Below are 25,169 nucleotides of genomic sequence, written 5' to 3'. Positions count from 1 at the left end.
TCATGCGCGATGGAACAGCGCATCGGCAGCGACCTGCCGCGATCGGACCTGCCGGGCGAAGACGCGCGGGAGAGCAGCGGTTCGTTAACCATTGCGAGTGTTTTCACCGATAGGCAGGGAACCGTTCAGCCACGGCAGGTAGACCGGAGAAAAGGAGACCGGCACCCGCGATGAGTCTTTCCGTCCACACTCTCCAGTTTACCGACTCCGTCGTCTTCCTGACATGCGGTCTGGTGTTCCTCTGCCATTGGGTTTCCCACCGAGAGAAGCTCTCCTTCCTTCTGTTCGGATCGAGCTTTCTCTTCTGCGCCGTCATGTCGGTCGAATTCGACGACTTCGGTCGCTACGACGACTGGGTGGCTCCCCTGGGCTGGACGCTCGCGGGAACCCTGTTCTGGATCGGGTTTCGCGTGTTCGACGGCCGAACGCCCGTCACCCCCGTGATGGTGGTGCTGGCGGCTCTGCCGACCGTCCTGCAGGTCACCTTGCTGGCGTTCGGGCAGGGCGCCGAGACGGTGAACCTCGCCATCACGCTCGCCTACGCGCTGCACGAGGCGGCGCTCGCGTGCTACGTGCTCTCGACATCCCGGGGCTCGATGATCCGACGGGTCGCAGGTCTCGCGCTCGCCGCGATCGTCGTTTCGATCTGTCTGCCGGCCTTGCCCCTGAGGGCCGATCTCGTTGAGCTGACCCTCGTCGCCATCGCCATCACCGACCATGTGACCTCGATCGTCCTGACGACCGCCATCCTCGCGCTGGAGTCCGAAAGGGCCTATGCCCGGCTGGAGGAGATCGCCCATTGCGATCCCCTGACGGGTGCCCTGAACCGCAAGGGCTTCGATCGCGCGACCGAGCGTTCGGGCGACTGGTCCGGGGTGATCATCGCCGATCTCGACCATTTCAAGCGGGTGAACGATCGCTACGGGCACGCTGCCGGCGATCATGTCCTGCGCGAATTCGTCGGCCGCGCGCGATCGGTCCTGCCCGGATGCGCGGTTCTCGCCCGCTTCGGCGGAGAGGAGTTCGTCGCGGTTCTGAACCGCCGCGACCCGTCCGACCTCCCGTCCGTCGCCGAACGCCTGCGGTTCGCCATCCAGAACGAACCGATCGAATGGTGCGGTCACGCGATCGCGCTGACGGTCAGTCTCGGCGCCGCGACGACGGACAAGGCGGCAACCATCGGCGCCGCGCTCGAACGGGCGGATGCGGCGCTGTACGAGGCGAAACTTTCCGGCCGCAACCGGGTGCAGGTCGCTTCGAGCGGGGAGAAGACGGTCCCCGAACGCGAGGAGCGCAGGGCTTTCGGTCCGGAGCGGCTGCTTCGAAAGGCTGCGGACGCTCCGATCACCGCTCCGGCCATCCCCATGGGGGCACTTCCAAGTCCGCGATGATCGTCTCGCCGTTCTCCTTGTCCAAGGCGAGCCGACGACCACCGTATTCGCAGAGCGCCTCGACCAGCTCCCTCGCGTGGCTGACGACACGGCTGGAGCCGGTTGGCTCTGCGTATCAGCGGCAAGAGGTGGGCGTGGCCTGTCGGCGGCTCATGGCGTCACGGCAACCACGTCCAACCAGCGCGTGATGACTTTCGGGGGTGCGGGCCCCTCGCCGAGCCGAATGTCGAACGTCCTGGAGCCGGCAATCTCGACACGGCACACGGTGAACGCCTGTCTCTGGTCGCGACTGTTGTCGGTGAGCAGCGATGCGTCTGCAACCTTCAATGCGGCGGCGACAGCCTTCTGTGTCCGCGCGAAGCGTTCGCGCAGCTTGGGCTCCGCAACACCATGGCCATGCAGAAGCACACGCGTCGCGACGCGGCTTACGGAAAGCTCGACGCTCGCCAGGCCGACGAAGATCAGAAGGACGAAATAACCTGCCTCCTGCATGTCGCGGATCAGGTCGATCTTGGACTCGAACGTTCCGTCCTCACGTTCGACCCAATGGGAGAAGACGGTCTCCATCGCGAACGGCACCTTGGCGTTCATGGCGTGGCCGACAAAGGCCTGAACGCCCTTCTGCGCCACCCGCATCCAGCTCTCGTCGGTGTCGCGAAGGTGCACGGCCCATGACGGGAGAATGCCCTCCGAGTTCGCCTCGGGCAGGATCGAAACCATCATTCGGTCGGCATTGACGAGGGGCATCTGCATCTCGTCCGCGAGGCTACGTGCCAGAGCGTCGACTTGCCGGATCCGTTATGACCAGCCAGTACGATTGCCAGGGGCTTTTCGGTAGCCTGCTGGGCAAGTCGAATTTCCCGGATCGCCTCGACCGCCGAGGTCAGTCGATCGCGTGGAATGATCCGTCTACCATATGGCCGCGTTCGGTCCGACCATTCATCGTGCGGACCATGACGTCGGGATCTTCGCTGTCGAGCGAGAACAAGGGGACATCCTTGCGGGCGCGGATCGAAACGCCCGGCCTGGCGAAACGCCTGGCAAGTCGCTCGAGGGCCTCGGTGCTCCGCTCGACATTATGCTTCACCGCCGTCGCCGATGGCGCCGGCGCGGTGACGGTCACATCGCCGAACTTCACCGTGCGGCCGCGCCGTCCAGAGCGGCTCTGCGTCGTAGCCCTCGTTACCACACTGCCCTCCATGCCAAACGCCGAATCCTGCCTCATACATAGCGGAAGGTGGATCGCTTCGCCAGATCGGCGAGAAGCACCGTCGTGGTGCTATCGAGACATCAGGACGGCGACGGCCGCAGCAGCCGATCCCAATCGCGACAGCCCAGCATCCCGTCATCCGACCCTGTAGATCGCTGCCGCGTTGTCGTGGCCGATCCTTGCCTTTTCGCTCGCGGACAGGCCGTTCAGGAGATTGCGGGTCACCGCGATCCATTCGGCAAGGCCGGAGGTCTTGTTCACCACCGGCCAGTCCCCGCCCCAGACGACCCGTTCGGGCCCGAAGAGGGCGAGGGTCTCCTCGACGTAAGGCCGCACGGCGTTCTCGATCCCGGCATCGTCGCCGCAATAGGCGGGAAGGCCGGACAGCTTGACGGAGAGGTTCGCATGGTCGGCGAGCCTCGCCATCGCCCGGCGCCATGCGTCGAAATCGTTCCCAGCGATATCGGGAACCCCGCAATGATCGAGCACGAATTGCGTCTGCGGGCAGGCGCTTACGAGCTCGTGTGCGATGGGGAGCTGGCGCGCGAGCATGCAGATGTCGAAGGGATAGCCGGCATCCCCCATGCGCCGGATATTGGCACGGAAGGCCTCGGTGCGGCTGAGATCGTCGGGCATGACGTGGAGGATGCGCCGGAAGCCGGCGACGCCGAGGCCGCCGCATTCCTCCAGCCAGGCTTCGAACCCCTCACCTTCCTCCGGACGGCAGCTCGCCACCTGGGCGCGGATGGGCACCTCGCCCTCCCCGATCATCCGGGCGACGAGGCGCGCCTCTCGCCTGTAGTCGGCATCGTCGACGCCGGTCTCCATGAAGATCGTGGCCATGACGTCGCGACCGGCGACCAGGGCCTCGTAATCGGCGCGGGTGAAGTCGCCGGCAAGGTGAGGCTCGTCCTCGGTCCAGCGATATCCGAGGCGATCGCGCATCACGAGATGCTGATGGGTATCGATGAGCTTCATCCCCGTCTCCCCTGCCGCGGCCTAGCCATCCCGCGAAGCGCAATCAGCCGACATCGCCGCCCCCGATAACGATCCGGTCCATCACGGGCCAGACCGCATCCGGAACGTTCATCGCGAACTGGTCGAGATTGCGCGTCATCGACGAGGCCTTGCCGGTCCCGATCAGGACGCTCGCGACGCTGTCGTGGCGAAGCGGAAAGCGCATGGCGGCCGCGGCGAGCGGAACGCCGGAGCCCATGGCGACCGCCTCCATCTCCGCGACCCTTTCGCGGATCGACGGAGAGGCCTCCACGTAATCGAAGGTCGCGCCGGGGACGGGCCCGGTCGCGAGAATGCCGGAATTGAAGACGCCGCCGATGACGAGAGCGGTGGACCGTTCCTCGCAGAGCGCCAGCAGACGGTCTTCGGCGGTCCGATCGAGAAGGGTGTAGCGTCCGGCAAGAAGAATGCAGTCGAGATCGACATGCTCCATCACGTCGAGACAGGCCGAAACCTCGTTGACGCCGATGCCGAAGGCGCCGATCGCGCCCTTCGCCTTCAGTTCCGCGAGCGCCCGTGCGCCGTCGTTCGCGAAGACGTCCAGATGGCGGCGATAGGCCTCCGGCCCGAGGGTCCCGGGTTCGAGGTCGTGGACGTAGAGGATATCGATCCGGTTGAGGCCGAGCCGGGCGAGACTGAACTCCACCGAGCGCATGATGCCGTCATAGCTGTAATCGTAGTCGACGGCGAAGGGCAGGGCGTCGACGAACCCGTTGTCGGGCGTCTCCGCCTCGGGAACCGGCCTGAGAAGGCGGCCGACCTTCGTGGACAGGATGAACTCGCCGCGTGGCTTGCCGCGCAGGAAATCCCCGAGACGGCGCTCCGAAAGCCCCTGTCCGTAATAGGGCGCGGTGTCGAAATAGCGGATGCCGCCATCCCAGGCCGCGTTCAACACCGCCATGGCATCCTCGCGCGACACCCTGCGATAGAGATTTCCGATGCCGGCTGCGCCGAAGGACAGTTCGGTGAGTTCAAGGCCCGTGCGGGCGAGCGGTCTCGTCTTCATCACGCGCTCATCTCCCGGTTCATCGAGCGTTCCAGCGTGCGGATCACGCCGCGCAGCTCGCCCAGTCCCCTGAGGCGTCCATTGTAGGAATAGCCGGGATTGGTGACACGCCCGATGTCCTCGCCGAGAAGATGTCCGTGATCGGGCCGGAAGGGGATGGCCCGCGCCCGGCCCTCGCCATGCCTGCGCGCCTCCTCGTGAAGGAGCGTCTCGATCACGGCGATCATGTCGGTTCCCCCGTCCAGATGATCGTCCTCGATGAAGGAGCCGTCCGGCTCGAGGGTGACATTGCGCAGATGGGCGAAGTTGACGCGGGGCGCGAACTCCCGCGCCATCGCGGCAAGGTCGTTGTCCGGCCGCGTGCCGTAGGACCCGGTGCAGAGCGTGATGCCGTTCGCCTCGCCGTCCGCCGCCGCCAGAATGGCGCGCACGTCGTCGGGCGTCGAGACGATCCGGGGCAGGCCGAACAGGGAAATCGCCGGGTCGTCCGGATGGATCGCGAGCCGTACGCCGGCCTCCTCGGCGACGGGCACCACCTCCTTCAGGAAGGCTATGAGATTGCCGCGCATGGTCCCGGCATCGATGCCGGAGAAGGAGGCGATCAGATCGCCGATCGACCGGCGGGTCTGGACGAGGGCGCCGCCCGGAAGCCCCGCGATGATGTTTCGCTCCAGCCGCAGAGCGTCCTCCTCGCTCATCGCCTCGGCCCGGGCCCTCGCCTTCGCGACGAGATCCTCCGCATAGTCGCCCTCGGCATCGGCACGGCGAAGGACGAAGACGTCGTAGGCGATGAAGTCGACCATGTCGAAGCGCAGCGCGAGGCCGGTGCTCCGCGTCTCGTAGCGAAGATCGGTCCGGGTCCAGTCGACCACCGGCATGAAATTGTAGCAGACCGTCGCAATGCCGGCCCTGCCGAGACGGTAGAGCGTGTCTTTCCACCGGCCGATCGCCGCCGGCGAGCCGGCATCGCCGCGCTTGACGCATTGTTCCATGGGGATCGATTCGCAGACGCTCCAAGTCAGGCCCGCCGCCTCGATCGCCCGCTTGCGATCCTCGATCGCCTCCAGCGGCCAGGCTTGCCCGTCCGGGATCTCATGGAGCGCCGTCACGACACCGCTCGCGCCGGTCTGGCGCACATGGGCGAGTGTGATCGGATCGTTGTCCCCGTACCAACGCCAGGTTTCGAGCATTCCTATCGTTCTCCGAACCGATTCTTGAGTGTCGTGACGACGCCATCGCGGCGAAGGTCCGCATAGGCCGTGTGCAGCGCGTCGGCGAAATCGCGATCCTTCCGCAGCGCTTGCGGAACGATCCGGCCAAGCGCGAGAAACGCGCCGACGACCTCGCTCGCATCGCTCGCATCGCGGTCCGGTGCATTCGGGCCTTCGAAGACAGGATCGCGAAGGCGGATCTCGGCGCCATCCTCGCCTGTCCGGCCGCAGGAGCGGATCCAGAGGGCGACGGCCATGACGACGGCCTCGCTCGGGCGTCCCGCATCCCTCAGTTCGGCGAGCGGCGCGAGAAGGCGCTGGGGAACCTTCTGGGAGGCATCCGTCGCGATCTGCTCGCATCTGTGGCAAAGCGCCGTATTGGCAAAGCGCGTCCGCAGTTCGGCCGCATAGGGTTCGGGATCGGTCTTCGGATCGAGCGTCGGCAGGATCTCGGCCCAATAGGCATCGAGAAAGGCGCGAACCGGCGGCAGGGCCACGACATCGGCGACCGTCTCCAGTCCCGCCGCCTGCCCGATCGCGGCGATCGCGGTGTGCGCCCCGTTGAGGACGCGCAGCTTCATATGTTCGTAGGGCGCGACGTCCTCGACGAATTCGGCGCCGGACGCTTCGAGCGAGGGCCGCCCGCCGGAAAAGCTGTCCTCGATCACCCACCGGAAGGACGGCTCGGCCACAACGGGCGCACGATCCTCGAAGCCGATCCGCCCGGCGATCGCCTGGCGATCGGCCTCGCTGGTCGCCGGCACGATCCGGTCCACCATCACGCAGGGGCAGGCGACGTCTTCCCGGATATGGGCCGCGAGATCGGGACGGAGGGCGAGTTCGGAAAAGCGCGCGAGACAGGCGTTCAGAAGGCGGCCGTTGGAGGCGAGATTGTCGCAGGAGACGAGCGTCGGGGGAAGCGCCCCCGCCGCCCGGCGCCTGATGAGCGCGGCGAGCAGGAAACCGTAGATCGTGCGCGGACGGGCGGGGTCGGCGAGGTCGTGGAGGATGTCCGGATGGTCCTCGATCAGCGCCCCCGTGCCCGGATCGGCGTGATAGCCCTTTTCGGTCACCGTGAGCGTGACGATGCGGATGCGCGGATCGGCGAGCGCGTGGATCAGGGCGTCGGGGTCTTCCGGCGCCACGAGAAAATCGACGAGAGAGCCGATGATGCGCAGCCGCTCGCTCGCCCCGTCCCGCTCGGCATAGGTATAGAGCCAGTCCTGACCGGCGAGCGCATCGCGCGTGTCTGCGCTGCGAAGGGATGCTGCGATGATCCCCCAGTCCGTTTCTCCCCGCGCAAGGCAATCGTCCACGAACACCGCCTGGTGGGCGCGGTGGAAGGCGCCGGCGCCGAGATGCACGATGCCGGGTGTGACGTCGGCGCGTGCGTAGCCGGGCCTTTCGACCGATGGGGGCAGGTGGTCGAGGGCCGAGAGATCGAGACGGTGCGTCATCCGAACTGAAGACCCCCGTTCATGTCGATGACCATGCCCGTCACGAAACCCGACAAGGGAGAGGCGAGGTATCGCACGGCATGGGCCACCTCGTCCGGGTCGCAGAAGCGCCCGACCGGGATCGCGGAAAGCTGCCGGTTGCGATCCTCCTCGGAGAGCTGCTCGGTGATCATCGGCGTCAGAACATAGGCGGGAGCGACCGCGTTCGCCGTCACGCCGTAGGGCGCGAGTTCGCGGGCAGCCGAATAGGTGAGGCCGACAAGCGCGGCCTTGGATACGGCATAGGCGGTTCCGGCCGTCAGTCCGCCGGACTTCCAGGCGAAGGAGGTCATGTTGACGAGGCGCCCCCAGCCGTTCTCGCGCATCCCCGGCACGAGGGCGCGGGTCAGGATCATGGCCGCGTCCACATTGATCCGCATGAGTTCGTGCCAGTCCGGCAGGGTGACGGCGGCGAGCTTGTCGCCCGAGAGGATCCCGGCATTGTTGACGAGGATGTCGATCCGCCCGTGCTCCGAGACGAGATCCTGCGCGACCGCCTCGAGCTTTTCCTGATCGCGCAGATCGACGCCGACCGGGTGGCAGATGCCGTCCAGCCGCCCCGCGATCGCGCTGAGAACATCCTCGTCCCGGTCGAGTGCGATGATCGTCGCGCCCTCGCTCGCCAGCGCGCAGGCGATCGCCGAACCGATGCTGCCACCGGCCCCCGTCACCAGTGCCGTCCTGCCCTTCAATTCCATCGGAACCGTTCCTCCCTCTGCCGTTCAGACGGCCGTTTCGTTCTCGCTCGCCGCCATCTCGTCGAAGATGAGGAAGATCATGTCGAGGTGCCGGGTCATCGCCCTCACCGCGCCTTCGCCATCGCCGCGATCGAGCGCGTCGACGACCGCCAGATGCTCCTCGATCACGTCCGGCAGGCGCTGGGGCTTGGCCCAGTACCGGTAGAACCGGGTCAGCTGCGTCTTGGCGGCCAGAACGCTCTTCCAGACGCCTTCATGCCCGCTGAGGACCGCGAAGAGCCGGTGGAACTCCTCGTCGGCGGCAAAGAAGCCGTCGGGATCGTCCTTCGCGATCACGCGCTTCTGCTCGTCGACGGCCGCGCGCAGGGAAGCGCTCATCGCCGGGGTCCAGACCTTCGCCGCCTCGCGGACGAGGGCGACCTCCAGGGACCGGCGCACGAAGTGGAAATCGCGCAGGTCCTCGACGTCGATCTTCGACACGTAGCTGCCGAGCTGGGGATAGACGTCGACGAGGCCCTCGCGCTGCAGCCGCTGGATCGCGGCCCGCACGGGCGTTCGCGAGATGGCGAACTGCCGGCAGATCGAGTTCTCCGTGATCGCAGCGCCGGGTGCGAGACGAACCTCGATGATGGCCGCACGAAGCGCCTCGTAGACCTGGTCCGCCGCCGGCGAGGACCGGTCGACGACGAGCTCGATCCCCTCGATGCCGTTCGGATCAAAGGCGGTCTTCGGGCCCTTGGACGATTGGGATCGCTTCGGGTCGGGCGGGACGGTCTGCACGGATCTGGAACTCATGATCGGGGCCAATCTGCTCTTGTGGATACTTGTATACTAGTATATTGGGGAGGAACGCAACCGACTTTGGGAGGAGCCGGTGCCTTCGATCCGAACGGGGATCGACGCACCGCGAGGGAGAAGATCATGCAGAAGACCTCATCGTATTTCGCAGCCGCCCTGATCGCCGGCCTGTCCTTCGGCACCCCGTCGATCGCGGCCGACGACAGCAGGATCGCCCTCGTGCCGGGCGGGCCGCATCCCTATTTCGGCGCCTGGGCACAGGCCGGCGAAGACGCCGCCCGCGATTTCGGCCTCGCCGGCGCGGACTACCGGGTGCCGCAGAAATGGGAGCTGTCCCAGCAGAACCAGCTTCTGGAGAGCCTACTCAGCCAGGGCTACAACGCCTTCCTGATCTTCCCCGGCGATCCCGTGGGCAGCGTCTCGACCGCCGAGGAGCTCTCGGGCTTCGGCGCACCGGTCATGGCGGGCGGCGGCTGCTTCAAGGACCCCTCCCCGGCCGCCCTCTGCCTCGGCACCGATACCGGCGCCTCGGCCTATGAGGGAACGCGCAAGCTGATCGAGGCCATGAAGGCGAAGGGGGACGGTCCCAAGCGGATCGCCCACTTCACCGGCTTCCTCTCCGATCCGAACACCCAGCTGCGCATCGACGCCGTCAACCGCGCGGCCGAGGAGGAGGGCGTCGAGGTCGTCCAGACCATCGCCGACATCGACGCGCCGGAAGCGGCCGAGGAGAAGATCAACGCCTATCTTGCAGCCCATTCCGGCGATATCGACGGCATCGTGACGACGGCCTGGGTGCCGGCGGTGGCGGCCGCCGAGGCGCTTCGCCAGATGGGCGGCGATCGCATCGACATGGTCGGCATCGATCACGACGAAGCGGTCCTCAAGGCGATCAAGGACGGCATCGTCGACGGCACGATGATCCAGAACCCCTACGGCCAGGCCTATATCGGCGCCTATGTCCTTGACCGGCTCCGCTCGGGCTGCACGATCAAGGCGGACGCCCCGTTCAAGTCGAACGCGCTGACCGACCGGTTCGTCGACTCGGGCACCGCCTATGTCGATGCGTCCAATGCCGACAGCTACATCGAGACGATGCGCGGCGAGACGAAGGCGATCATGGACGGCTTCGAGGCGACCTATCTCGACTGCCAGTAACCGGACGCGGGTCGGGGACCCAGCGCCCCGACCCTCGCTCCGACCTTCGCTTCGCTTTCCGGCGACGACGGCGCCCGGACGGGACGCCACGTCACGGCCTGATCGACCACGGCCCGGTCGATCACGGCGCAACGATCGGGGCGCGCAACGGACAAAGGCGCCCCCCTCGCCGGCCAGTTCCCAACATGGATGACAATCGATGACCGACAGCGCCTCGTCCGCCATGGACACAAGGCCGGCCTCGCGCCTCTCGTCGCGTTCGAGCCTGCGCCTGTTCCTGCTTTCCAACGAGTTCGGCCTCCTCGTCCTCATCATCGTCTTCGCCGCCCTCTTCCATGGGCTGGCGAACGGCTTCCTGTCGCCCTTCAACCTGTTCGCGCTCGGGCGAAACGCGGCCGTCAACATTCTCATCGGCCTGTCGATGATGACGGTGCTCGCCACGGGCGGGCTCAACCTCGCCATCGGCGCGATGGGCGTCGCCGCGGCCATGGCCTGCGGCTGGCTGATCGAGGGCGCCGGCCTCGCCTGGCCCCTCGCGGTCCTCGGCGGGCTGGCGCTGGGCGCAGGTCTCGGGGTGACGAACGGCTGGATGGTGGTCAAGACCGGGCTTCACAGCTTCATCATCACGCTCGCCACCATGTCGATCTTCTTCGGCGCGATGATCTTCCTTTCCCAGGGCGAATCCTATCGGGCCCTGCCCGCGGTCTTCTCCGATCTCGGGCGCGCGCGGGTCTTCACCTTCGTCTCGCCGATGTTCCTCATCGCGGTCGGGACGGCCCTCGTCCTCTCGGTCCTCTATCGCTACACGGTTCAGGGACGCGAGATGCTCGCCGCCGGCGCGCGGCCCGAGGCGGCCGAGATGTCCGGTGTGCGGGTCGAGCGCACGGTGATCGCCTGTCACATGCTCTCGGGCCTCCTCGCAGCGCTCGCCGCCCTTCTCCTGACGGCCAGGAACGGCGCCGCCATCCCCTCCATGGCCGGCCAGCTCGGGCAGGACTGGCTCCTCCCGGCCTTTCTGGGCCCCGTTCTCGGCGGAACGCTGCTCCAGGGCGGCAAGGTCTCCGTTCTCGGCACCTGTCTCGGCGCGTTCCTCGTGACGATGCTGACCAGCGGCCTGCTTCTCATGCAGGTCGGCGCCTTCTGGGTGCAGAGCTTCCTCGGCATCCTGCTTCTCCTCGCCGTGATGATCGACAAGGGCCGGCGATCCTATCTGCGCCGCCGCAACCTGGCTTGAGGAGGAACCCGATGCCAAGCCTCACCCGCTTCGTGCGCACCGACTGGTTCGGCCCGCTTCTCGCCTGTATCGTGGCGATCGCGATCATCCAGTCCGTCAGCCCCACCTTCCTGTCCCTCGCCAATATCCAGGTCCTGCTCCTGGCGCTGGCGGTGAACGCGCTGATCGCCTTCTCGCAGATGATCATCATCGCGATCGGCCAGATGAACCTCTCGGTCGGCGCGATCGGCGGGCTCGCCGCCATCGCCTTTGCCGGCGCCATGGAGGTCTGGGGCCTTCCGGCCCCGCTTGCCGCGCTCTTCGGCCTCATCATCGGGCTTGCCTGCGGCGCCCTCAACGGGCTTCTCGTGCGCATCAGCGGAATGTCCGCCTTCGTCATCACCCTCGCCACCCTGTCGATCTACAAGGGCGTCAATCTGGGAATCACCGAGGCCCAGGCCTTCTACGGCGTCCCCCAGGCGGTGAAGGCCTTCGGGTCGGCGGTCATCGCCGGGCCGGTCCCGTGGCTGGTCGCGCCCACGGCCCTCGTCGCCGTCTGGCTCTGGTTCATGCTGCGCCGCCAGCCGGTCGGACGCTTCATCCTGGCTGTCGGCGGCAACGAACACGCGGCCGAGCTTTCGGGCGTCTCGATCGCGCGCACGGTGGTGACGGCCCATGCGATCTCCGGCCTTCTCGCAGCCCTCGCAGGCATCCTCCTCGTCGCCCGGCTCGGCGTCGGCCAGCCCTCGATCGGCGACGACTGGCTGATCCTGTCCTTCGCGGCGCCCGTCATCGGCGGCGCGGTCCTCTCGGGCGGCTCGGTCAGCGTCGCGGCCACCCTGCTCGGCGTCGTCATCGTCGCCATCATCACCCAGGCGCTCGTGCTGTTCTCGATCGACCCCTATCTCACCCAGGTCATCCTCGGCGGCCTGATCCTTGCGGCCGTCAGCTTCAACCGTCTGCGCGAGAGCCGTTTCATCGGCCGTTTCGGGAGGGCGTGACATGAACGGCGAAGCCATTTTCGAAGCCCGCGACATCGTCAAGACGTTTCCGGGCGTGAAGGCCCTCGGCGGCGTCGGTCTCTCGCTCATGCCGGGCTCCATCCACGCGCTTCTCGGCGAGAACGGCGCCGGCAAGTCGACCCTCATCAAGGTCGTGACCGGCGTCCACCGGCCGACATCCGGCGAGTTGCGTCTCGATGGACGAAGCGTCGACTTCGGCAATCCGCGCGATGCGATCGCCGCCGGTATCGGCGTCGTCCATCAGGAGCGCAATCTCATCCCGCGCTTCTCCGTCGCCGAGAACATCCACTTCGAGAGCTTCGGCGCGAACCGCTTCAAACCGATCGACTACAGGCGGCTGAACGAGAGCGCGGCCGAATGGCTGCGGATGCTCGATCTCGACATCGATCCCGCGATGTCGGTCACCGAACTGTCGACGGCCCGGATGCAGCTGGTCGAGATCGCCAAGGCGCTGTCCCAGAAGAGCCGTGTTCTTCTCCTCGACGAACCGACGGCCTCGCTGACGAGCGGCGAGACCGATACGCTCTTCGAGATCCTCCGGCGGCTGCGCGACAACGGGACGAGCCTCGTCTTCGTCAGTCACAAGCTGGAGGAGGTCGAGGCCCTGTGCGACCGGGTCACCGTGCTGCGCGACGGGCAGAATGCCTGCGAGAGCCAGTCGGCGGAAGGCCTCACCCGCAAGGACTATGTCCGCCTCATGATCGGCCGGGCCGAAAGCGGGTCCGGCTGGCGAAAGCGCGACACCCGCGCGGCGCCGCAAGTTCTCGGGCTCGACGACGTCGCCTCCGGTCTCGGTCACTCGGGCGTCGGCCTCAGCGTTCGCGCGGGCGAGATCGTCGGGCTCTACGGGCTCGTCGGCGCGGGACGCACGGAGCTTGCGCGCGTGATCCTCGGCCAGGAACCGGTCACCCAAGGAACCGTTCGGATCGACGGCGAAGCGGTCAGGGTCGCGGACGTCTCGGAGGCGATCCATCGATACCGGCTCGGCTATGTCAGCGAGGACCGCAAGGGCGAGGGCCTGATCCTCCAGCATTCGGTGCTCGCCAATGCCGGGGTTCCGATCTGGCGCAAGCTGGCGGGCCGCTTCGGCTTCCTGTCCGATGCGACGGTCCGCGCGGCGGTGCTTCCCTATCTGACAAGGCTCGAGGTGAAGACCCCGAGCCTCGACCAGACCACCGCCAATCTCTCGGGCGGAAACCAGCAGAAGATCTCCGTCGCCAAGTGGCTGGCCGCCGGAGTTCGGCTTCTGATCGTCGACGAGCCGACGGTCGGCATCGACATCAAGACGAAGGCCTATCTCCACGATCTCCTGCGCGAGCTCGCCGACGGCGGGACGGCGATCCTCCTCATCAGCAGCGACATGCCCGAAATCGTCGCGCTGGCAGACCGGATCGTGGTGATGGACGCATTCCGCACCAAGGGCTCGATCGAGAACGACGGCGACTACACCACCATGAGCGAGAAGATCATGACGCGCATTCAGGACCGAACGCCTTCCGGCACGTCCTCGGGCATAGGGGAGACGGCCCGATGCGCCTGAGGGACAAGACGATCCTCGTCACCGCCGCGGGCCAGGGCATGGGCCGGGCGAGCGTCATTGCCGCCGCGGCCGAAGGCGCGCGCGTCATCGCGACCGATCGCGACGAAAGCCTCCTCGGCGACCTTGCCGGCGAGCGCGTCGAGACGGAGGGTCTCGACGTCACCGACGGTCCCGCGATCGAGGCTCTCGCCGCCCGCCTCGGCCCGCTCGACGGTCTCTTCAACTGCGCGGGCATCGTCCATCACGGCACGATCCTCGATCTTTCGGACGAGGCCTGGGAGACGAGCCTTGCGGTCAACGTGACGGGAATGCTCCGGCTCACCCGCGCGCTCATGCCGGGCCTCCTGCGGCAGGCCGAGACGACCGGCTCCGTCTCGATCCTGAACATGGCCTCCATGGCCTCCTCCATCAAAGGCTTCCCGAACCGGGCCGCCTACGGCGCGACGAAGGCGGCGGTCATCGGGCTCACCAAGGCGATCGCCGCCGACTTCGTGACGAAGGGCATCCGCTGCAACGCGCTCTGTCCGGGAACCGTCGACACGCCCTCGCTTCAGGGCCGCATCGCATCGGCGGCCGATCCCGACCAGGCGCGACGGGATTTCGTCGCCCGCCAGCCCATGGGCCGGCTTGCCCGTGTCGAGGACATCGTTCCCATCGTCATCTATCTGCTTTCGGACGAAAGCCGGTTCGTCACCGGACAGGCGATGCTGGTCGACGGCGGCGTCACCATCTGACCGGCCGCCAGACGGCGCCGCGCCCGCTCCCACAGAGGAAAAAAGGCCCCGATCGCGGCGGCCACCCCATCCGCGAAACAGGAAAGACCATGAAACTCCTTCGTATCGGCCCGAAGGGCCAGGAAAAGCCGGCCATCCTCGACGAAGAGGGCCGCATCCGCGATCTGTCCGGGCACGTGGACGACATCGCCGGCGACGTGCTGACACCCGAAGGGCTGGCGAAGCTCTCCGCCATCGACGTGTCGAGCCTTCCGCTCGTCGAAGGCGATCCCCGCCTCGGTGCCTGTGTCGGCCGGATCGGCAAGTTCATCTGCATCGGTCTCAACTATGCCGACCATGCCGCCGAGACCGGCGCCGAGATCCCCTCCGAGCCGATCGTCTTCAACAAGTGGACCTCGGCGATCAGCGGTCCGAACGACGATATCGAGATCCCGCGCGGCTGCGAGAAGACCGATTGGGAGGTCGAACTCGGCGTCGTGATCGGCAAGGGCGGCCGCTATATCGAGGAAGAGGATGCGCTTTCCCATGTCGCCGGCTACTGCGTGATCAACGACGTCTCGGAGCGCGCCTGGCAGATCGAGCGAGGCGGGTCCTGGGACAAGGGCAAGGGCTGCGACACCTTCGGCCCGATCGGCCCCTGGCTGGTGACCGCCGACGAAGCCGGCGAGGTGGGGGATCTCGCCATGTGGCTCGAGGTCGACGGCCATCGCTATCAGGACGGCTCGACGAAGACGATGATCTTCGCCGTCGCCCATCTCATCCATTACTGCTCGCAGTTCCTGTCGCTCCAGCCCGGCGACGTCATCTCCACCGGCACGCCGCCCGGCGTCGGCCTCGGCCAGAGACCCCCTGTCTATCTGAAGGGCGGCGAGACCGTTCGTCTCGGCATCGAAGGGCTCGGCGAGCAGACGCAGAGGGTCGTGCGGGGCTAGGGATCGCCGGCCCCGTTACCGGGCCGGCGGCTGCATCAGTTCGATCGTGATGTGGTCGGGGCCTGAAACATAGGCGACCAAGGTCCCTTCCCGTGGACCGCCCGCGATCGGCAGCGGATCACCCGCGGCCTTATCCTGCGGCTTCCACGCGGGCGATGGCGGCGCGGATGTCCGTCCCGGTCAGAGCGAGGTGAGCCGCACCGGCACCGAACCATAAGGCGCTTTCGGGCGGAAATCACGAGGATTTGCCGATCCCGGTCGCCGATGGTCTCCGCGCCATCGGTCCTGCCGCTTCCAATGGCGCCGTTTCGAATTGGCGGACCGGCATGGTATGTCACGCCTCGCATGGGGGGCCGATCGGGCAGGGAGGATCAGGGATGAGCGTCTTCTTCGGTGAAACGCACAGGCAGCTTCAGGATGCGCACGGCACGCGGCGGCTGGCCGACCGGCTGGAGGGCAATGCCCACGCGGTCTTCGAGGAAGCCGAGCGCCTGTTCATCGAGAGCGCGGCGATGGTCTTCATCAGCAGCGTCGACGACAGCGGACAGCCGACCGTCTCCTACAAGGGCGGCGCTCCCGGCTTCGTGCGCATCACGGGTCCGGGCGAACTGGCGGTTCCGAACTATGACGGGAACGGCATGTTCATGAGCCTCGGCAATATCGCGGCCAATCCGAAGGTGGGCCTGCTCTTCATCGATTTCGAACGGCCCCATCGCCTGCGCGTCCATGGGCGGGCGATGCTTGCCGAAGACGAGGCGCTGGTCGGCCTCTATCCGGGCGCCGACTGCGTCGTCAGGATCGTCGCGACGGAGATCTTCGTGAACTGCGGTCGCTACATCCACCAGAGCGCGGGCTCCAGGCTCTCGCCCCATCTTCCGGGCGCCGACGGAAGCCAGCCCTTCCCCGCCTGGAAGCGGCTGGACCTCTTCGACGGTGCGCTCCCACAAGGCGATGCCGAGCGCGTCGAGAGGCTCGGGGGACCGATCCCGCTCGAAGACTATCGCGGCGAAGCGGACCCGACTTCCTGAGCTCCTGAGCTTTTGCACTCTCGAACCGCTGAACCATCGGCCTTCCCCCCCTCGCCCGGGCGTCCCGCCGTCGATCCTCGAGGAGCCCTGCCGAATGACGAGCCAGATGATGATCGGCATTCTCGCCTATGGTCTCGCGATCAACTGTTTCTCCTATGGCGCCATGGCGCTGGACAAGGCGAAGGCGCGGGGCGGAGAGCGGCGCATTCCGGAGGCGACGCTCCTCAACCTCGCCCTTCTCGGAGGCAGCCTCGGCACCGTGCTCGCCCAGCAGACGATCCGCCACAAGACGCGCAAGGAACCCTTTCGCTCGAAGCTCGTCGCGATCCTCCTCCTCCAGATCGTCTGCGCGATCGCGTTTGCCGTGGCGGTCTTCGCCGCCGGTTCGCCTGAAGCCTTGTGGCTCTACCTGACGTCACCGAGCGCGAACGGTGCCCTATGACCGAATCCTTCGGACAAGCGGAGGCCACCTGCCGAATGATCGCCCGAAAATCAGACGTCGAAAGCGGGCGTCACCACGCAAATGCCTGCCGGTCGTGGTTCTTCGGACCTGATGAAGCCTCGATCGCCGGTCAGTCGGGCGGCCTGAAGCCCGTTCTTCCTCCCCGTCCCAAGCCCTTCGAGACCTCAAGAGAATGATCTTTTATGATCTGGTTTCTGGGTGACAGAACTGTCACCCCGGGTTTTGCGGGATTCAGCACGTTTCCGAACGGCTCGAACAGGGCCGCCGGCGTCTCGGCGAGCCAGCGGGCAAGCCCCCTCGCCTCCTCGTAGAACGGCATCACCTTCTCGGTAAGCGTGACGAGAAGGCCGAGGTGAAGACCGCGATGATTGCGCGAGATCGAAAGCCGCACATAGCCGAAGCGCACGAGGTCGGCGAGATAGCGCCTGATGGTGCGCTGGGAGCGGCCCATGACGTTCGCCATGGTTCCCTTGGTGATCTGCGTCTCGCGGCCCTTGCCGCAGCGCGCGCGCAGCACCTGGAGAAAGGCCTTGGCATTGGGGGTCAGCCGGTCGTCGCGGGCCGAGGTCGTGGCCATGGGCTGGGCATATTGCCGGCTCTCCCTGGGCGCTGGGCGCAGATGGCGTGGGCGAGGCGCGGGCGGGCGGGCACGGTCCTTGAACGTCTCTCTCCCGCCGGTCGAACCCGGCTCGCTCTTCGCCTTTCCGACAAGGGCCGAGCGGCGCTGGGCCTCGGCGAAGGAGATGAGCCCCGCGCGCTGGTCGCGCCAGATGGCGGCCCGGGCCGCGAAGTCGGGATGGGGCGCGAGAGCGGCAGGCTCCTGCGAAAGACCGAGATCGCCAGCTGAGCGCAAGAGCCCGTCAGGACGGGGGGCTTCGATCACCCCCGCCCCGCCGGCCCTCACCCACTCGGCCGCCCTCGCCTGCTCTCTCCCCTCGCCCTGCCCCTCGTCTCGGGGCTTTCCCTGATGAGGCGCGGGATCGCTCGCCTCCCCGCGCCATGGACGCGCGAAGGCTGGGCTCCGGCCATGGAGCAGCATTCGCCCGGCGCCCGAAGGCAGGCCGAACGCCGGGCGCACGGGGTCCGTGCGGTGATATCGATCCGTCATGGCTTCCTTGCGCGAGGCAAACGGAACCCGTGGCGGCAAACCGCGGAATCTATTGACGTGTGATTCGGAAGGTCCTAAATCGGAAGGTGTTCAAAGTCTTCAGATCAGGTCCCAGGCGGCTCCCGCTTCGGGGCCTTTTCTTTTGCCTAGTCTGCGCCCTCCCCGTCTGGTTTCACCGTCTCCTGCGCGCGTTCCGTGTCGGAAGACGCGCGGAATTCGTCGAGAAGCGCCGGAAGGCGCTGTGCGAGATAGGCGCCGAAGGCGCTCGCCTCGGGGCCAACGAGGGTGAGTTGGGGCCGACCGCCGCGAGCCTCCCCGACGCTCGCGATCGCCTCGCCCGTGCCCTCGGTAATGGTGCGCCGGGACGCCGGCTTTGCCTTGCCGCGCCGCTCGGTCCAGTCCTGCATGCGCCTGAACAGCGCGCGGAAGCGGGCATCGGAATCGCCGATCGCGCCGAAGCTCTCGCGCAAGGTGAATTCGTGGGCGATCTCCGCGCCGCCGCGCACCGAAACCATCTCGCCGAGTTCGCCCCAGCGCGGACGCCCGGCCTTCGGCGCTGCCCCGATGCGGCGCAACACCGGCTCGGGCACCCGTGTCGCCACCTGGAGGAGGCGGGTGAGCTGGGTGTTGTCGATGGCGAGCGCCGTGCGGATCGTCTCGCGGGCAAAGCCGCGCCCCTCGAGCGTCTGGGCAAAGAGCGCGCGCTCGATGAAGCTCAGATCGCGCCGCTCGGCATTTTCCCGGCCCTGGGCGAGGATCAGCTCCTCGTCGGTGAGCGCGCGGATGATGGCGCGGACCTTGAGGCCGAGCTCGCGCGCCGCGCGCACCCGGCGGTGTCCATAGGCGGTCTCGTAGAAGCCCGCACCGGCCTTTTCGGCATCGGAATGGGGGCGCAGCAGCACCGGCACCGCCTGCCCGCCTTCCGCGATCGAGGCCTTGAGGCTTTCGAAATCCTCGTTGGCCTCGCCCTCGCGCGACAAGCGGTCGGTGATCGGCGAAGGCAGGATCAGCGCCGGATCGACGAGGACGACATGGCCGCCGCCGGCGATCTCCTCGCGCATGGTCCTCGCGGCCTCGGCCTCCCGGCGAAGCTCGCCCCAGGATTCGCGCATGGCGTTGATCGCGCCGGAACGCATGTGATCGGCAACGGGCTTGCGGGCGGGCGCAGGGCTGGAGGCCGGCTCGCCGGCCCCCTCCCCGATCGCGTCCATCTCGCCGGTGGCGCCGGTCTCTCCCGTCGCGCCGACATCCGACGGTCTCCGGGTGCCGCTCGTCTCACCGGTCGATGCCGACGAACCGGAGGGAGCGGCCGCGCCGGTCTCTTCCGCCTTGCCCGGGCCCTCGCCCTCGTCCAGCCTGCCGCTGCCGGAAAGAAGCGCCCGCAGCGCGTCCTTGCGCTTTACCATGACTCTCCCCTCTCCCCGGTCTCGCCGCCTGAACGGGCGAAGCGACGATTCGCGGCTCCGCACTCGTGAATGGGCAGCCTAGCGGCGTTCGGGCGATGGGGGATAAGTCGCGGGCACGAACACCGCTCGGGCCCCGCACCACCGGGTTCCGGATGGAAATCGTGCGCGTTCATATCCGCCCCCAGGCTTGGCGGAGAAGGGTCTCGACCTCCAGATTGACAGCTGTCAACGCCTCGATTGCCCGATCATAGGTGCCGCGCGAGAAGTTCTCGCGGCCGACCTCGTAAAGGGTCTGCTTGGTGAGGCCCGCATCGGAAATGGCGGTGGATTTCACCATGGCGTTGGTGAGGACGCGGGCGCCGAACTGGGCCCGCAGGAAACCGGCGATCTGCGCCTGCGGCCCGTCATGGGGCTCGTAGCGGGTCACGAGATAGCGCAGGAAATCGAAGTTCAGTTCGGCCCCCGCCTCGCGCACGACGGCGAGAAGATCGGAGGTCATGAACAGGAACTGGCTCATGGAGGCGACGTCGAGCATCTGCGGATGCACGGTGACGAGAACGGAGGTGGCGGCACAGAGCGCGCCGAGGGTGAGGAAGCCGAGCTGGGGCGGGCAGTCGATGACGACGACGTCGTAATCCTCGCCCACCTCCTCGATCGCCGCGCCGACCCGGGCGAAGAAGGGGAGCTCCGCCGCCTCATCGCCGCTGGCCGTCCCGCCCCGTTCGGCGAGCTGGCGGGGCGTCGTATGCTCGAATTCCTGAAGCTCCAGATTGCCGGGCACCAGATCGAGCCCGTCGAAATAGGTCTTGCGCACCACTTCGCGGAGCGGCCTCTTTCGCTCGTCATAGCGGATCGCGGCATAGAGCGTCTCGTTGTCTTTCAGGTCGAGTTCGGGCTGATAGCCGAGAAGCGCGGAGAAGGAGGCCTGGGGATCGAGGTCGACGGCGAGGGTGCGATAGCCCTGCAGCGCCAGATACTGGGCGAGATGGGCCGAGGTGGTGGTCTTGCCCGAGCCGCCCTTGAAATTGGTGACGGCGACGACCTGGAGATGTTCGCCCGCCTGCCCGTCGCGCCATTTCAGATATTGCCGCGCCTTGGCGCTGCCTGGCTCGTGCTGGCCGGCCAGATGGCGGCGCAGATCGTTGATGACGTCGAGCGTATAGGACCTTCGGCCATTGGCATGGGTCTCGGGCTGCGGTCCCTCGCCGGAAATGGAGAGCTGGCGCAGATAGCCGTCGGAGACGCCGATGAGCTTTGCGGCTTCGCCGGAAGTGAAGGCGCGCAGGGCCTTCTGCGCGGTCGGCGGAAACAGCCGCTCGCGCATGGCCGAGAGTTGCCCGGACAGGAGTTCCGCGTCGCGCGCGATCTGTTCGTCGGCCCGTCTTGCCGCCTGTTTGGTCATGCCGTGTTCGCCGCTTTCGTCGAGTCACTGATCGGGCATCCGCCGGCAGGATAGCGCGAGCCGAAGTCTCGGTCACGATCTCCCGCCATAGGTACGCCGCGAACCCTTCTGTTACGCTACGAAGGTGGATCGACGCTTGTCTTCCGTTAGCGACGATGGCCGAGCCCGTGAGTCGAGTCAACAGGGCCCGACCGGGCCCTCGCACCCCGTTGAACAGGCGAGGGGCCGGTATTCGCACCGTCCGGGCGGAACGATCCGGCCTGCTTGGGGAGACCGTCTTAGGCGTTCGCCCTCTCGTTGACAGCTGTCAATCCACGGGTCCGCGCCTCACAATTCGTTAGGTCAAAACGAGGCCGGGCAGGGGTGGCGGCATGGGCGATCGCCGCCCGCCCGTTGACAGATGTCAATAAAGGAGCGCCGAGCCGCGCTCAGCTCGTCCCGTTCCGCGCGGCCATGCCCTCGGCCATTACGCAGAGAAGCTCGAACATCAGGGTCGCCGCCGTCAGCGCGGTCACGCCGGTCCCGTCGAGCGGCGGCGAAACCTCCACGATATCGGCGCCCACGATGTGGAGACCTGCGAGATGGCGCACCAGGCGCTGGGCCTCGAAGCTCGTCACCCCGCCGATCTCCGGCGTGCCGGTGCCCGGCGCGAAGGCGGGGTCGATCACGTCGATGTCGAAGGAGACATAGGTCTCGTCCGTGCCGACCAGCGCCCGCGCCTCAGCCATCACGTCGTCGATCCCGCGCTCGCGCAGCTCCTCGATGAAGACGAGCCGGATGCCGGCCTCCCGGGCCCAGTCGTAATTGGCGGCATGGGAGATCGCGCCGCGCAGGCCGATCTGGATCATGCGCTTCGGATCGAGAAGACCCTCCTCGACGGCCCGGCGGAACGGCGTGCCGTGATTGTAGCGGGTGCCGAAGATCTCGTCATAGGTATCGGTATGGGCGTCGAAATGAACGAGCGCCCGGGGGCGTCCCTTGTGAAGGCCGCGCAGGATCGGAAGCGTGACGAGATGATCGCCCCCCACCGTCAGCGGCACGGCGCCGGCCTCGGCGATCTCGCCGAAGAACGTCGCGATGCCGTCAAGGCTCTCCTCCTTGTCGACGGGATTGACCGGCGCATCGCCGCAATCTGCGACCCGCATCAGGTCGAAGGGCGAAGCAAGGCTCGCATGGTGGACGCGCCGGCACAGGCTCGACTGGTTGCGCACCTCGCGCGGCCCGTGGCGCGCGCCCGTGCGATTGGTCGTGCCGCCGTCGAAGGGCACGCCGACGAGTGCGAGATCCACCTCCTCGGCCCGGGCGAGCGACAGGCGCATGAAGGTGGAGGCCCCGGCAAAGCGCGGCACGGCACCGGCATCGAGAGGCTGGAAGCGATTGCGATCCGACATGGATGAGGACCAGTTCTGGTGAAGATCGGGAAGGGCGGACGAGGGAAGGAAAGGGCAGGAGAGGGGGGCACGAACGGCGCCGATCCTACACGATGATCGAACCGAACGCTGCTTTGGAAAGCCTCGCTCTGCGGCTGGCCGTCCAAGTGCCGGGGACGGGCCGCCGCATGGATGCTTCTCGAGGGGAGGGGCGACCGGCTTTTTTTGGAGTGGCGGACGCCGTCACCCCGCCCGGCGCGCCAGACGCGCGAGGATGGCGCCGAGAATGCCGAACAGGGCGCATGCGGCAAAGGCGATGCTGAACCGGTCGGTGAGCCCTGCGATGAGGGCAAGGCCGGACGGGCCGATGAGAACGCCGGCATAGGTGTGCATGAGGACGGCACCGGTCATCTCGCCGACGGCATCCGGCGGCGAATACCGGGCGACTTCGGCCAGCATGACGCCGTTCCAGCCGATCCACGAAACCCCGACACCCGCCAACAACACGGACATGGTGAGCGCGCCGGCGCCGCTTTCGAGGGCGAAGGCGAAGGCGAGCGCGAGGACCGATCCCATGAGGCCGATGAGGCCGAGGACACGCAGGCCGTCGCCGTAGCGGTCCGCGACGACGCCCCAGCCGATGCGGCCCACCGCGCCGGCCCCATGCATAATCCCGGCCGCAGCGCCCGCCGCGACAAGGGACCAGGTGCCGTCCTCGACGAGCGCGGTGACGACGAAGGTGCTGAAGGAGAGCTGCACGACCGAGTAGGCGAGCGACAGGAAGGCGAGGCTGCGAAGCTGCGGACTGCGAAGGAGCAGCCTCTGGCCGTCCACGAAGCCGTAGCCCCGCGCCGGCCCCTCCGTGCCCGGACCCGCGGCTCTCGGCTCGCTGACGAAGAGCGCGGTTCCCGCTGCAAGGATCAGGACGGCCGCGACGATGAGCGCTGGCCGCCAGCCGATCGCTTCGGAAAGGGCAGGGAAGGAGAGGCTCGCGATCAGCGCCCCGAGCGGGACGCCCGACTGCTTGACGGAGAAGACGAGATTGCGCGCCCGCTCCGGCGTCGCGCTGCGCAACAGCGCCGAGGCTGCAGGGTTCTGCAGCCCGTAGCCGATCCCGATGATGGCGGCGCCGAAGGCGATGGCCGCGATCGATCCGGTCGCGAAGGCGAAGAGCCCGCCCGCGAAGGTGATGAGACAGATCGCCTCGACCCTTGCCGCCCCGAAATGGCGCACGCTGCGCCCGGCATAGGCCGAGGCGACGATGCCGGAGAGATAGACGAGGCTGACCTGATAGCCGACGAGATGGCCGTCCACCCCGAGATCGCGGGCAACGAGCGGTGCGATCGCGGTCAGCGACAGGCAGGCGGCCGTCGCAAGGATCTGTACGAGTGTCGTCACCGCCAGGATGGCGGCAAGACGCCGGCTGACGCCGGCGCTCTTCTTTCGGGACGCTGTCACATCATGCCTTTCGCGCGACAAGGACTGCCTCGCTGGAGGCCTTGCTGGATGCGTGGTGACGGGGCGGGCCGGCGCATCTTCGAGGATGGGCGAAGCGATGACGGACCCCGTCACTTCGGTCCCTCAGTCTTAAGCCCCGCACCCGATTCTGGAAACGGGTGCGGGGCTCTGGTTCCCTGGCAGGAGATCGGACGATCCGGAGAACCCGATCCGCCGTTCCCCCCGCCGCCTCATCCGGAGAAGGGAATGTAGAGCACGATGCTCGGCACGTAGTAGATGAGGGCCACCATCCCCATCATGATGACGACATAGGGAATGACGCCGCGAATGACCTCGTTCAGGTCGGATCTGGCCACCGACTGGATGACGAAGAGGTTCATGCCGACGGGCGGCGTGATCAGGGCGAGTTCGATCATCAGGACGAAGTAGATGCCGAACCAGACCGGATCGATCCCGTTGACGCCGAGCGAGGGAAGCAGCACCGGCAGAACGATGAGGATCATCGCGATGCCTTCGAGGAACAGGCCGAGGACCAGAAGGAGCGCGGTGACGATGAGCACGAAGAGACCGGCCGTCTCGATATTCGTCGCGATCCAGTTCGAGATCTCGAAGGGGATCCGGTAGAGGAGCAGCGCCTTGCCGAAGACGTTCGCCCCGCCGATGATGAGCAGGAGGTTCGCGGTCGTCAGGCCCGCACCCACCACCGCCTCGCGCAGACCCTTGAAGTCGAGCGAACGGCGCAGGACGAGAACGTAGACGAGGGTCATCGTCAGGCCGACGGCCGAGGACTCGGTCGGGGTGAAGATGCCCGCATAGATGCCGCCGATCATGGTCAGTGCGATGATGATCGTTGGAGCCGCCTTGATGCTGAGGGTGAGCCGGCTTCGCGGGTCGTCCATCGCATCGCCCGTCTCCGGCGCGCCGCCGCGATGGGACTTGACGAGGCAGTAGACGAGGAAGGCGGCGACGAGGCAGAGGCCCGGTCCGATACCGGCAAGGAACATGGAGGCGGTCGATTCCTCGGCCACCGCCGCATAGACGATCAGCGGGATCGAGGGCGGAATGAGGATGCCGAGCGTCGCACCGGCCGCCAGCGTTCCCATGACGAAGGGCCGATCGTAGCCGCGCCGGGTCATTTCCGGAATCGCGACCGTGCCGATCATGGCCGCGACCGCGACGGAGGAGCCGGAGATCGCCGCGAAGATTCCGCAGGAGATGATCGTGGCCACCGCCACGCCTCCGCGAATGCCGCCCACCCAGCGCTGCACGGCGTCGAAGAGATCCTTGGCGACCCCGGCCTTCAGGAGGATGTTGGAGGTCAGGAGGAAGATCGGCACCGCGAGGAGGATGAAGCTGTTGAAGGAGGCGAGAAACTCCTCCGGCACGCCGGCGATCGGGATGCCCTTCAGGAGGAGGAGGCCCGTGCCGGTCGCGGTGAGGGCGATGCCGACCGGGATTCCGGCAAAGAGCAGCGCAAGGAGAGCGAGAAGGACGAAGAGGCTTTCCAT

General features: G+C 67.2%; 23 protein-coding genes. 9 read left to right on the top strand and 14 right to left on the bottom strand.

From position 1 onward, the window contains the following. The first annotated feature begins 170 nt into the window (after positions 1 to 170). A complete protein-coding gene (locus DYI37_RS18305; protein WP_116684725.1) occupies positions 171 to 1,391 on the top strand; it encodes a GGDEF domain-containing protein in 1,221 nt (406 codons plus the stop codon). Positions 1,392 to 1,541: 150 nt separating this feature from the next. Here DYI37_RS18305 and DYI37_RS18300 read toward each other — a convergent pair whose 3' ends face one another. The 8 genes from DYI37_RS18300 to DYI37_RS18265 form a co-directional block, all read right to left on the bottom strand. Next, positions 1,542 to 2,138, bottom strand: a complete 597-nt coding sequence (locus DYI37_RS18300; RefSeq protein WP_199520208.1) for a toxin — start codon at positions 2,136 to 2,138, stop codon at positions 1,542 to 1,544. Positions 2,139 to 2,274: 136 nt separating this feature from the next. Further along, complete coding sequence (locus tag DYI37_RS18295) at positions 2,275 to 2,580, bottom strand: hypothetical protein (RefSeq protein ID WP_199520207.1); 306 nt, start codon at positions 2,578 to 2,580, stop codon at positions 2,275 to 2,277. A gap of 156 nt (positions 2,581 to 2,736) precedes the next feature. Further along, positions 2,737 to 3,579, bottom strand: a complete 843-nt coding sequence (locus DYI37_RS18290) for an amidohydrolase family protein (protein ID WP_116684724.1) — start codon at positions 3,577 to 3,579, stop codon at positions 2,737 to 2,739. A 43-nt stretch (positions 3,580 to 3,622) separates the two neighbouring features. Then, positions 3,623 to 4,624, bottom strand: a complete 1,002-nt coding sequence (locus tag DYI37_RS18285; RefSeq protein ID WP_116684723.1) for an aldo/keto reductase — start codon at positions 4,622 to 4,624, stop codon at positions 3,623 to 3,625. Next, positions 4,624 to 5,814, bottom strand: a complete 1,191-nt coding sequence (gene uxuA / locus DYI37_RS18280; RefSeq protein WP_116684722.1) for a mannonate dehydratase — start codon at positions 5,812 to 5,814, stop codon at positions 4,624 to 4,626. Before uxuA ends, DYI37_RS18285 begins: the two co-directional genes overlap by 1 nt. Positions 5,815 to 5,816: 2 nt before the next feature. Then, the gene (locus tag DYI37_RS18275) at positions 5,817 to 7,292 is read right to left on the bottom strand and encodes a mannitol dehydrogenase family protein (RefSeq protein ID WP_116684721.1); all 1,476 of its coding nucleotides are present in this window, start codon (positions 7,290 to 7,292) and stop codon (positions 5,817 to 5,819) included. Then, positions 7,289 to 8,029, bottom strand: a complete 741-nt coding sequence (locus DYI37_RS18270) for an SDR family NAD(P)-dependent oxidoreductase (RefSeq protein WP_116684720.1) — start codon at positions 8,027 to 8,029, stop codon at positions 7,289 to 7,291. Before DYI37_RS18270 ends, DYI37_RS18275 begins: the two co-directional genes overlap by 4 nt. A gap of 24 nt (positions 8,030 to 8,053) precedes the next feature. Further along, the gene (locus DYI37_RS18265; RefSeq protein ID WP_116684719.1) at positions 8,054 to 8,824 is read right to left on the bottom strand and encodes a GntR family transcriptional regulator; all 771 of its coding nucleotides are present in this window, start codon (positions 8,822 to 8,824) and stop codon (positions 8,054 to 8,056) included. 126 nt (positions 8,825 to 8,950) lie between these two features. Here DYI37_RS18265 and DYI37_RS18260 point away from each other — a divergent pair, with 126 nt between their 5' ends. From DYI37_RS18260 to DYI37_RS18220, 8 genes are all read left to right on the top strand, one after another. Continuing rightward, positions 8,951 to 9,985 (top strand): sugar ABC transporter substrate-binding protein, encoded by a 1,035-nt coding sequence (locus tag DYI37_RS18260; RefSeq protein ID WP_245413997.1) that lies wholly within the window; start codon positions 8,951 to 8,953, stop codon positions 9,983 to 9,985. Positions 9,986 to 10,184: 199 nt separating this feature from the next. After that, entirely contained in the window at positions 10,185 to 11,219 is a 1,035-nt protein-coding gene (locus tag DYI37_RS18255) for an ABC transporter permease (RefSeq protein WP_116684718.1), read from the top strand. Between the two features lie 11 nt (positions 11,220 to 11,230). Next, a complete protein-coding gene (locus tag DYI37_RS18250; protein WP_116684717.1) occupies positions 11,231 to 12,199 on the top strand; it encodes an ABC transporter permease in 969 nt (322 codons plus the stop codon). 1 nt (position 12,200) lies between these two features. Further along, entirely contained in the window at positions 12,201 to 13,760 is a 1,560-nt protein-coding gene (locus tag DYI37_RS18245; protein WP_116684716.1) for a sugar ABC transporter ATP-binding protein, read from the top strand. Then, positions 13,751 to 14,494 (top strand): SDR family oxidoreductase, encoded by a 744-nt coding sequence (locus DYI37_RS18240; RefSeq protein ID WP_116684715.1) that lies wholly within the window; start codon positions 13,751 to 13,753, stop codon positions 14,492 to 14,494. The genes DYI37_RS18245 and DYI37_RS18240 overlap by 10 nt, the downstream gene beginning before the upstream one ends. A gap of 89 nt (positions 14,495 to 14,583) precedes the next feature. Beyond that, the gene (locus DYI37_RS18235; RefSeq protein ID WP_116684714.1) at positions 14,584 to 15,426 is read left to right on the top strand and encodes a fumarylacetoacetate hydrolase family protein; all 843 of its coding nucleotides are present in this window, start codon (positions 14,584 to 14,586) and stop codon (positions 15,424 to 15,426) included. Positions 15,427 to 15,803: 377 nt separating this feature from the next. After that, positions 15,804 to 16,454: a pyridoxamine 5'-phosphate oxidase family protein gene (locus DYI37_RS18225; protein ID WP_158555217.1), complete on the top strand. Its 651-nt coding sequence runs from the start codon at positions 15,804 to 15,806 to the stop codon at positions 16,452 to 16,454. A gap of 94 nt (positions 16,455 to 16,548) precedes the next feature. Continuing rightward, entirely contained in the window at positions 16,549 to 16,896 is a 348-nt protein-coding gene (locus tag DYI37_RS18220) for a DUF1294 domain-containing protein (RefSeq protein WP_116684712.1), read from the top strand. Between the two features lie 130 nt (positions 16,897 to 17,026). Here the strand turns inward: DYI37_RS18220 and DYI37_RS18215 are convergent, their stop codons facing one another. The 6 genes from DYI37_RS18215 to DYI37_RS18190 form a co-directional block, all read right to left on the bottom strand. After that, entirely contained in the window at positions 17,027 to 18,025 is a 999-nt protein-coding gene (locus tag DYI37_RS18215; RefSeq protein ID WP_245413996.1) for a helix-turn-helix domain-containing protein, read from the bottom strand. A 146-nt stretch (positions 18,026 to 18,171) separates the two neighbouring features. After that, positions 18,172 to 19,431, bottom strand: coding sequence for a plasmid partitioning protein RepB (gene repB / locus DYI37_RS18210; protein ID WP_116684711.1), 1,260 nt, complete (start codon positions 19,429 to 19,431; stop codon positions 18,172 to 18,174). Positions 19,432 to 19,600: 169 nt separating this feature from the next. Continuing rightward, positions 19,601 to 20,833: a plasmid partitioning protein RepA gene (gene repA, locus DYI37_RS18205; protein WP_116684710.1), complete on the bottom strand. Its 1,233-nt coding sequence runs from the start codon at positions 20,831 to 20,833 to the stop codon at positions 19,601 to 19,603. 428 nt (positions 20,834 to 21,261) lie between these two features. Next, entirely contained in the window at positions 21,262 to 22,224 is a 963-nt protein-coding gene (gene speB, locus DYI37_RS18200) for an agmatinase (RefSeq protein WP_116684709.1), read from the bottom strand. 222 nt (positions 22,225 to 22,446) lie between these two features. Then, positions 22,447 to 23,661, bottom strand: a complete 1,215-nt coding sequence (locus tag DYI37_RS18195) for an MFS transporter (protein WP_158555216.1) — start codon at positions 23,659 to 23,661, stop codon at positions 22,447 to 22,449. 230 nt (positions 23,662 to 23,891) lie between these two features. Further along, the gene (locus tag DYI37_RS18190) at positions 23,892 to 25,169 is read right to left on the bottom strand and encodes a TRAP transporter large permease (protein ID WP_116684707.1); all 1,278 of its coding nucleotides are present in this window, start codon (positions 25,167 to 25,169) and stop codon (positions 23,892 to 23,894) included.

It is taken from the genome of Fulvimarina endophytica, assembly GCF_003403015.1.
In the GTDB taxonomy this organism is placed as follows: domain Bacteria; phylum Pseudomonadota; class Alphaproteobacteria; order Rhizobiales; family Rhizobiaceae; genus Fulvimarina; species Fulvimarina endophytica.
This window is presented reverse-complemented; position numbering and strand designations above follow the sequence as displayed.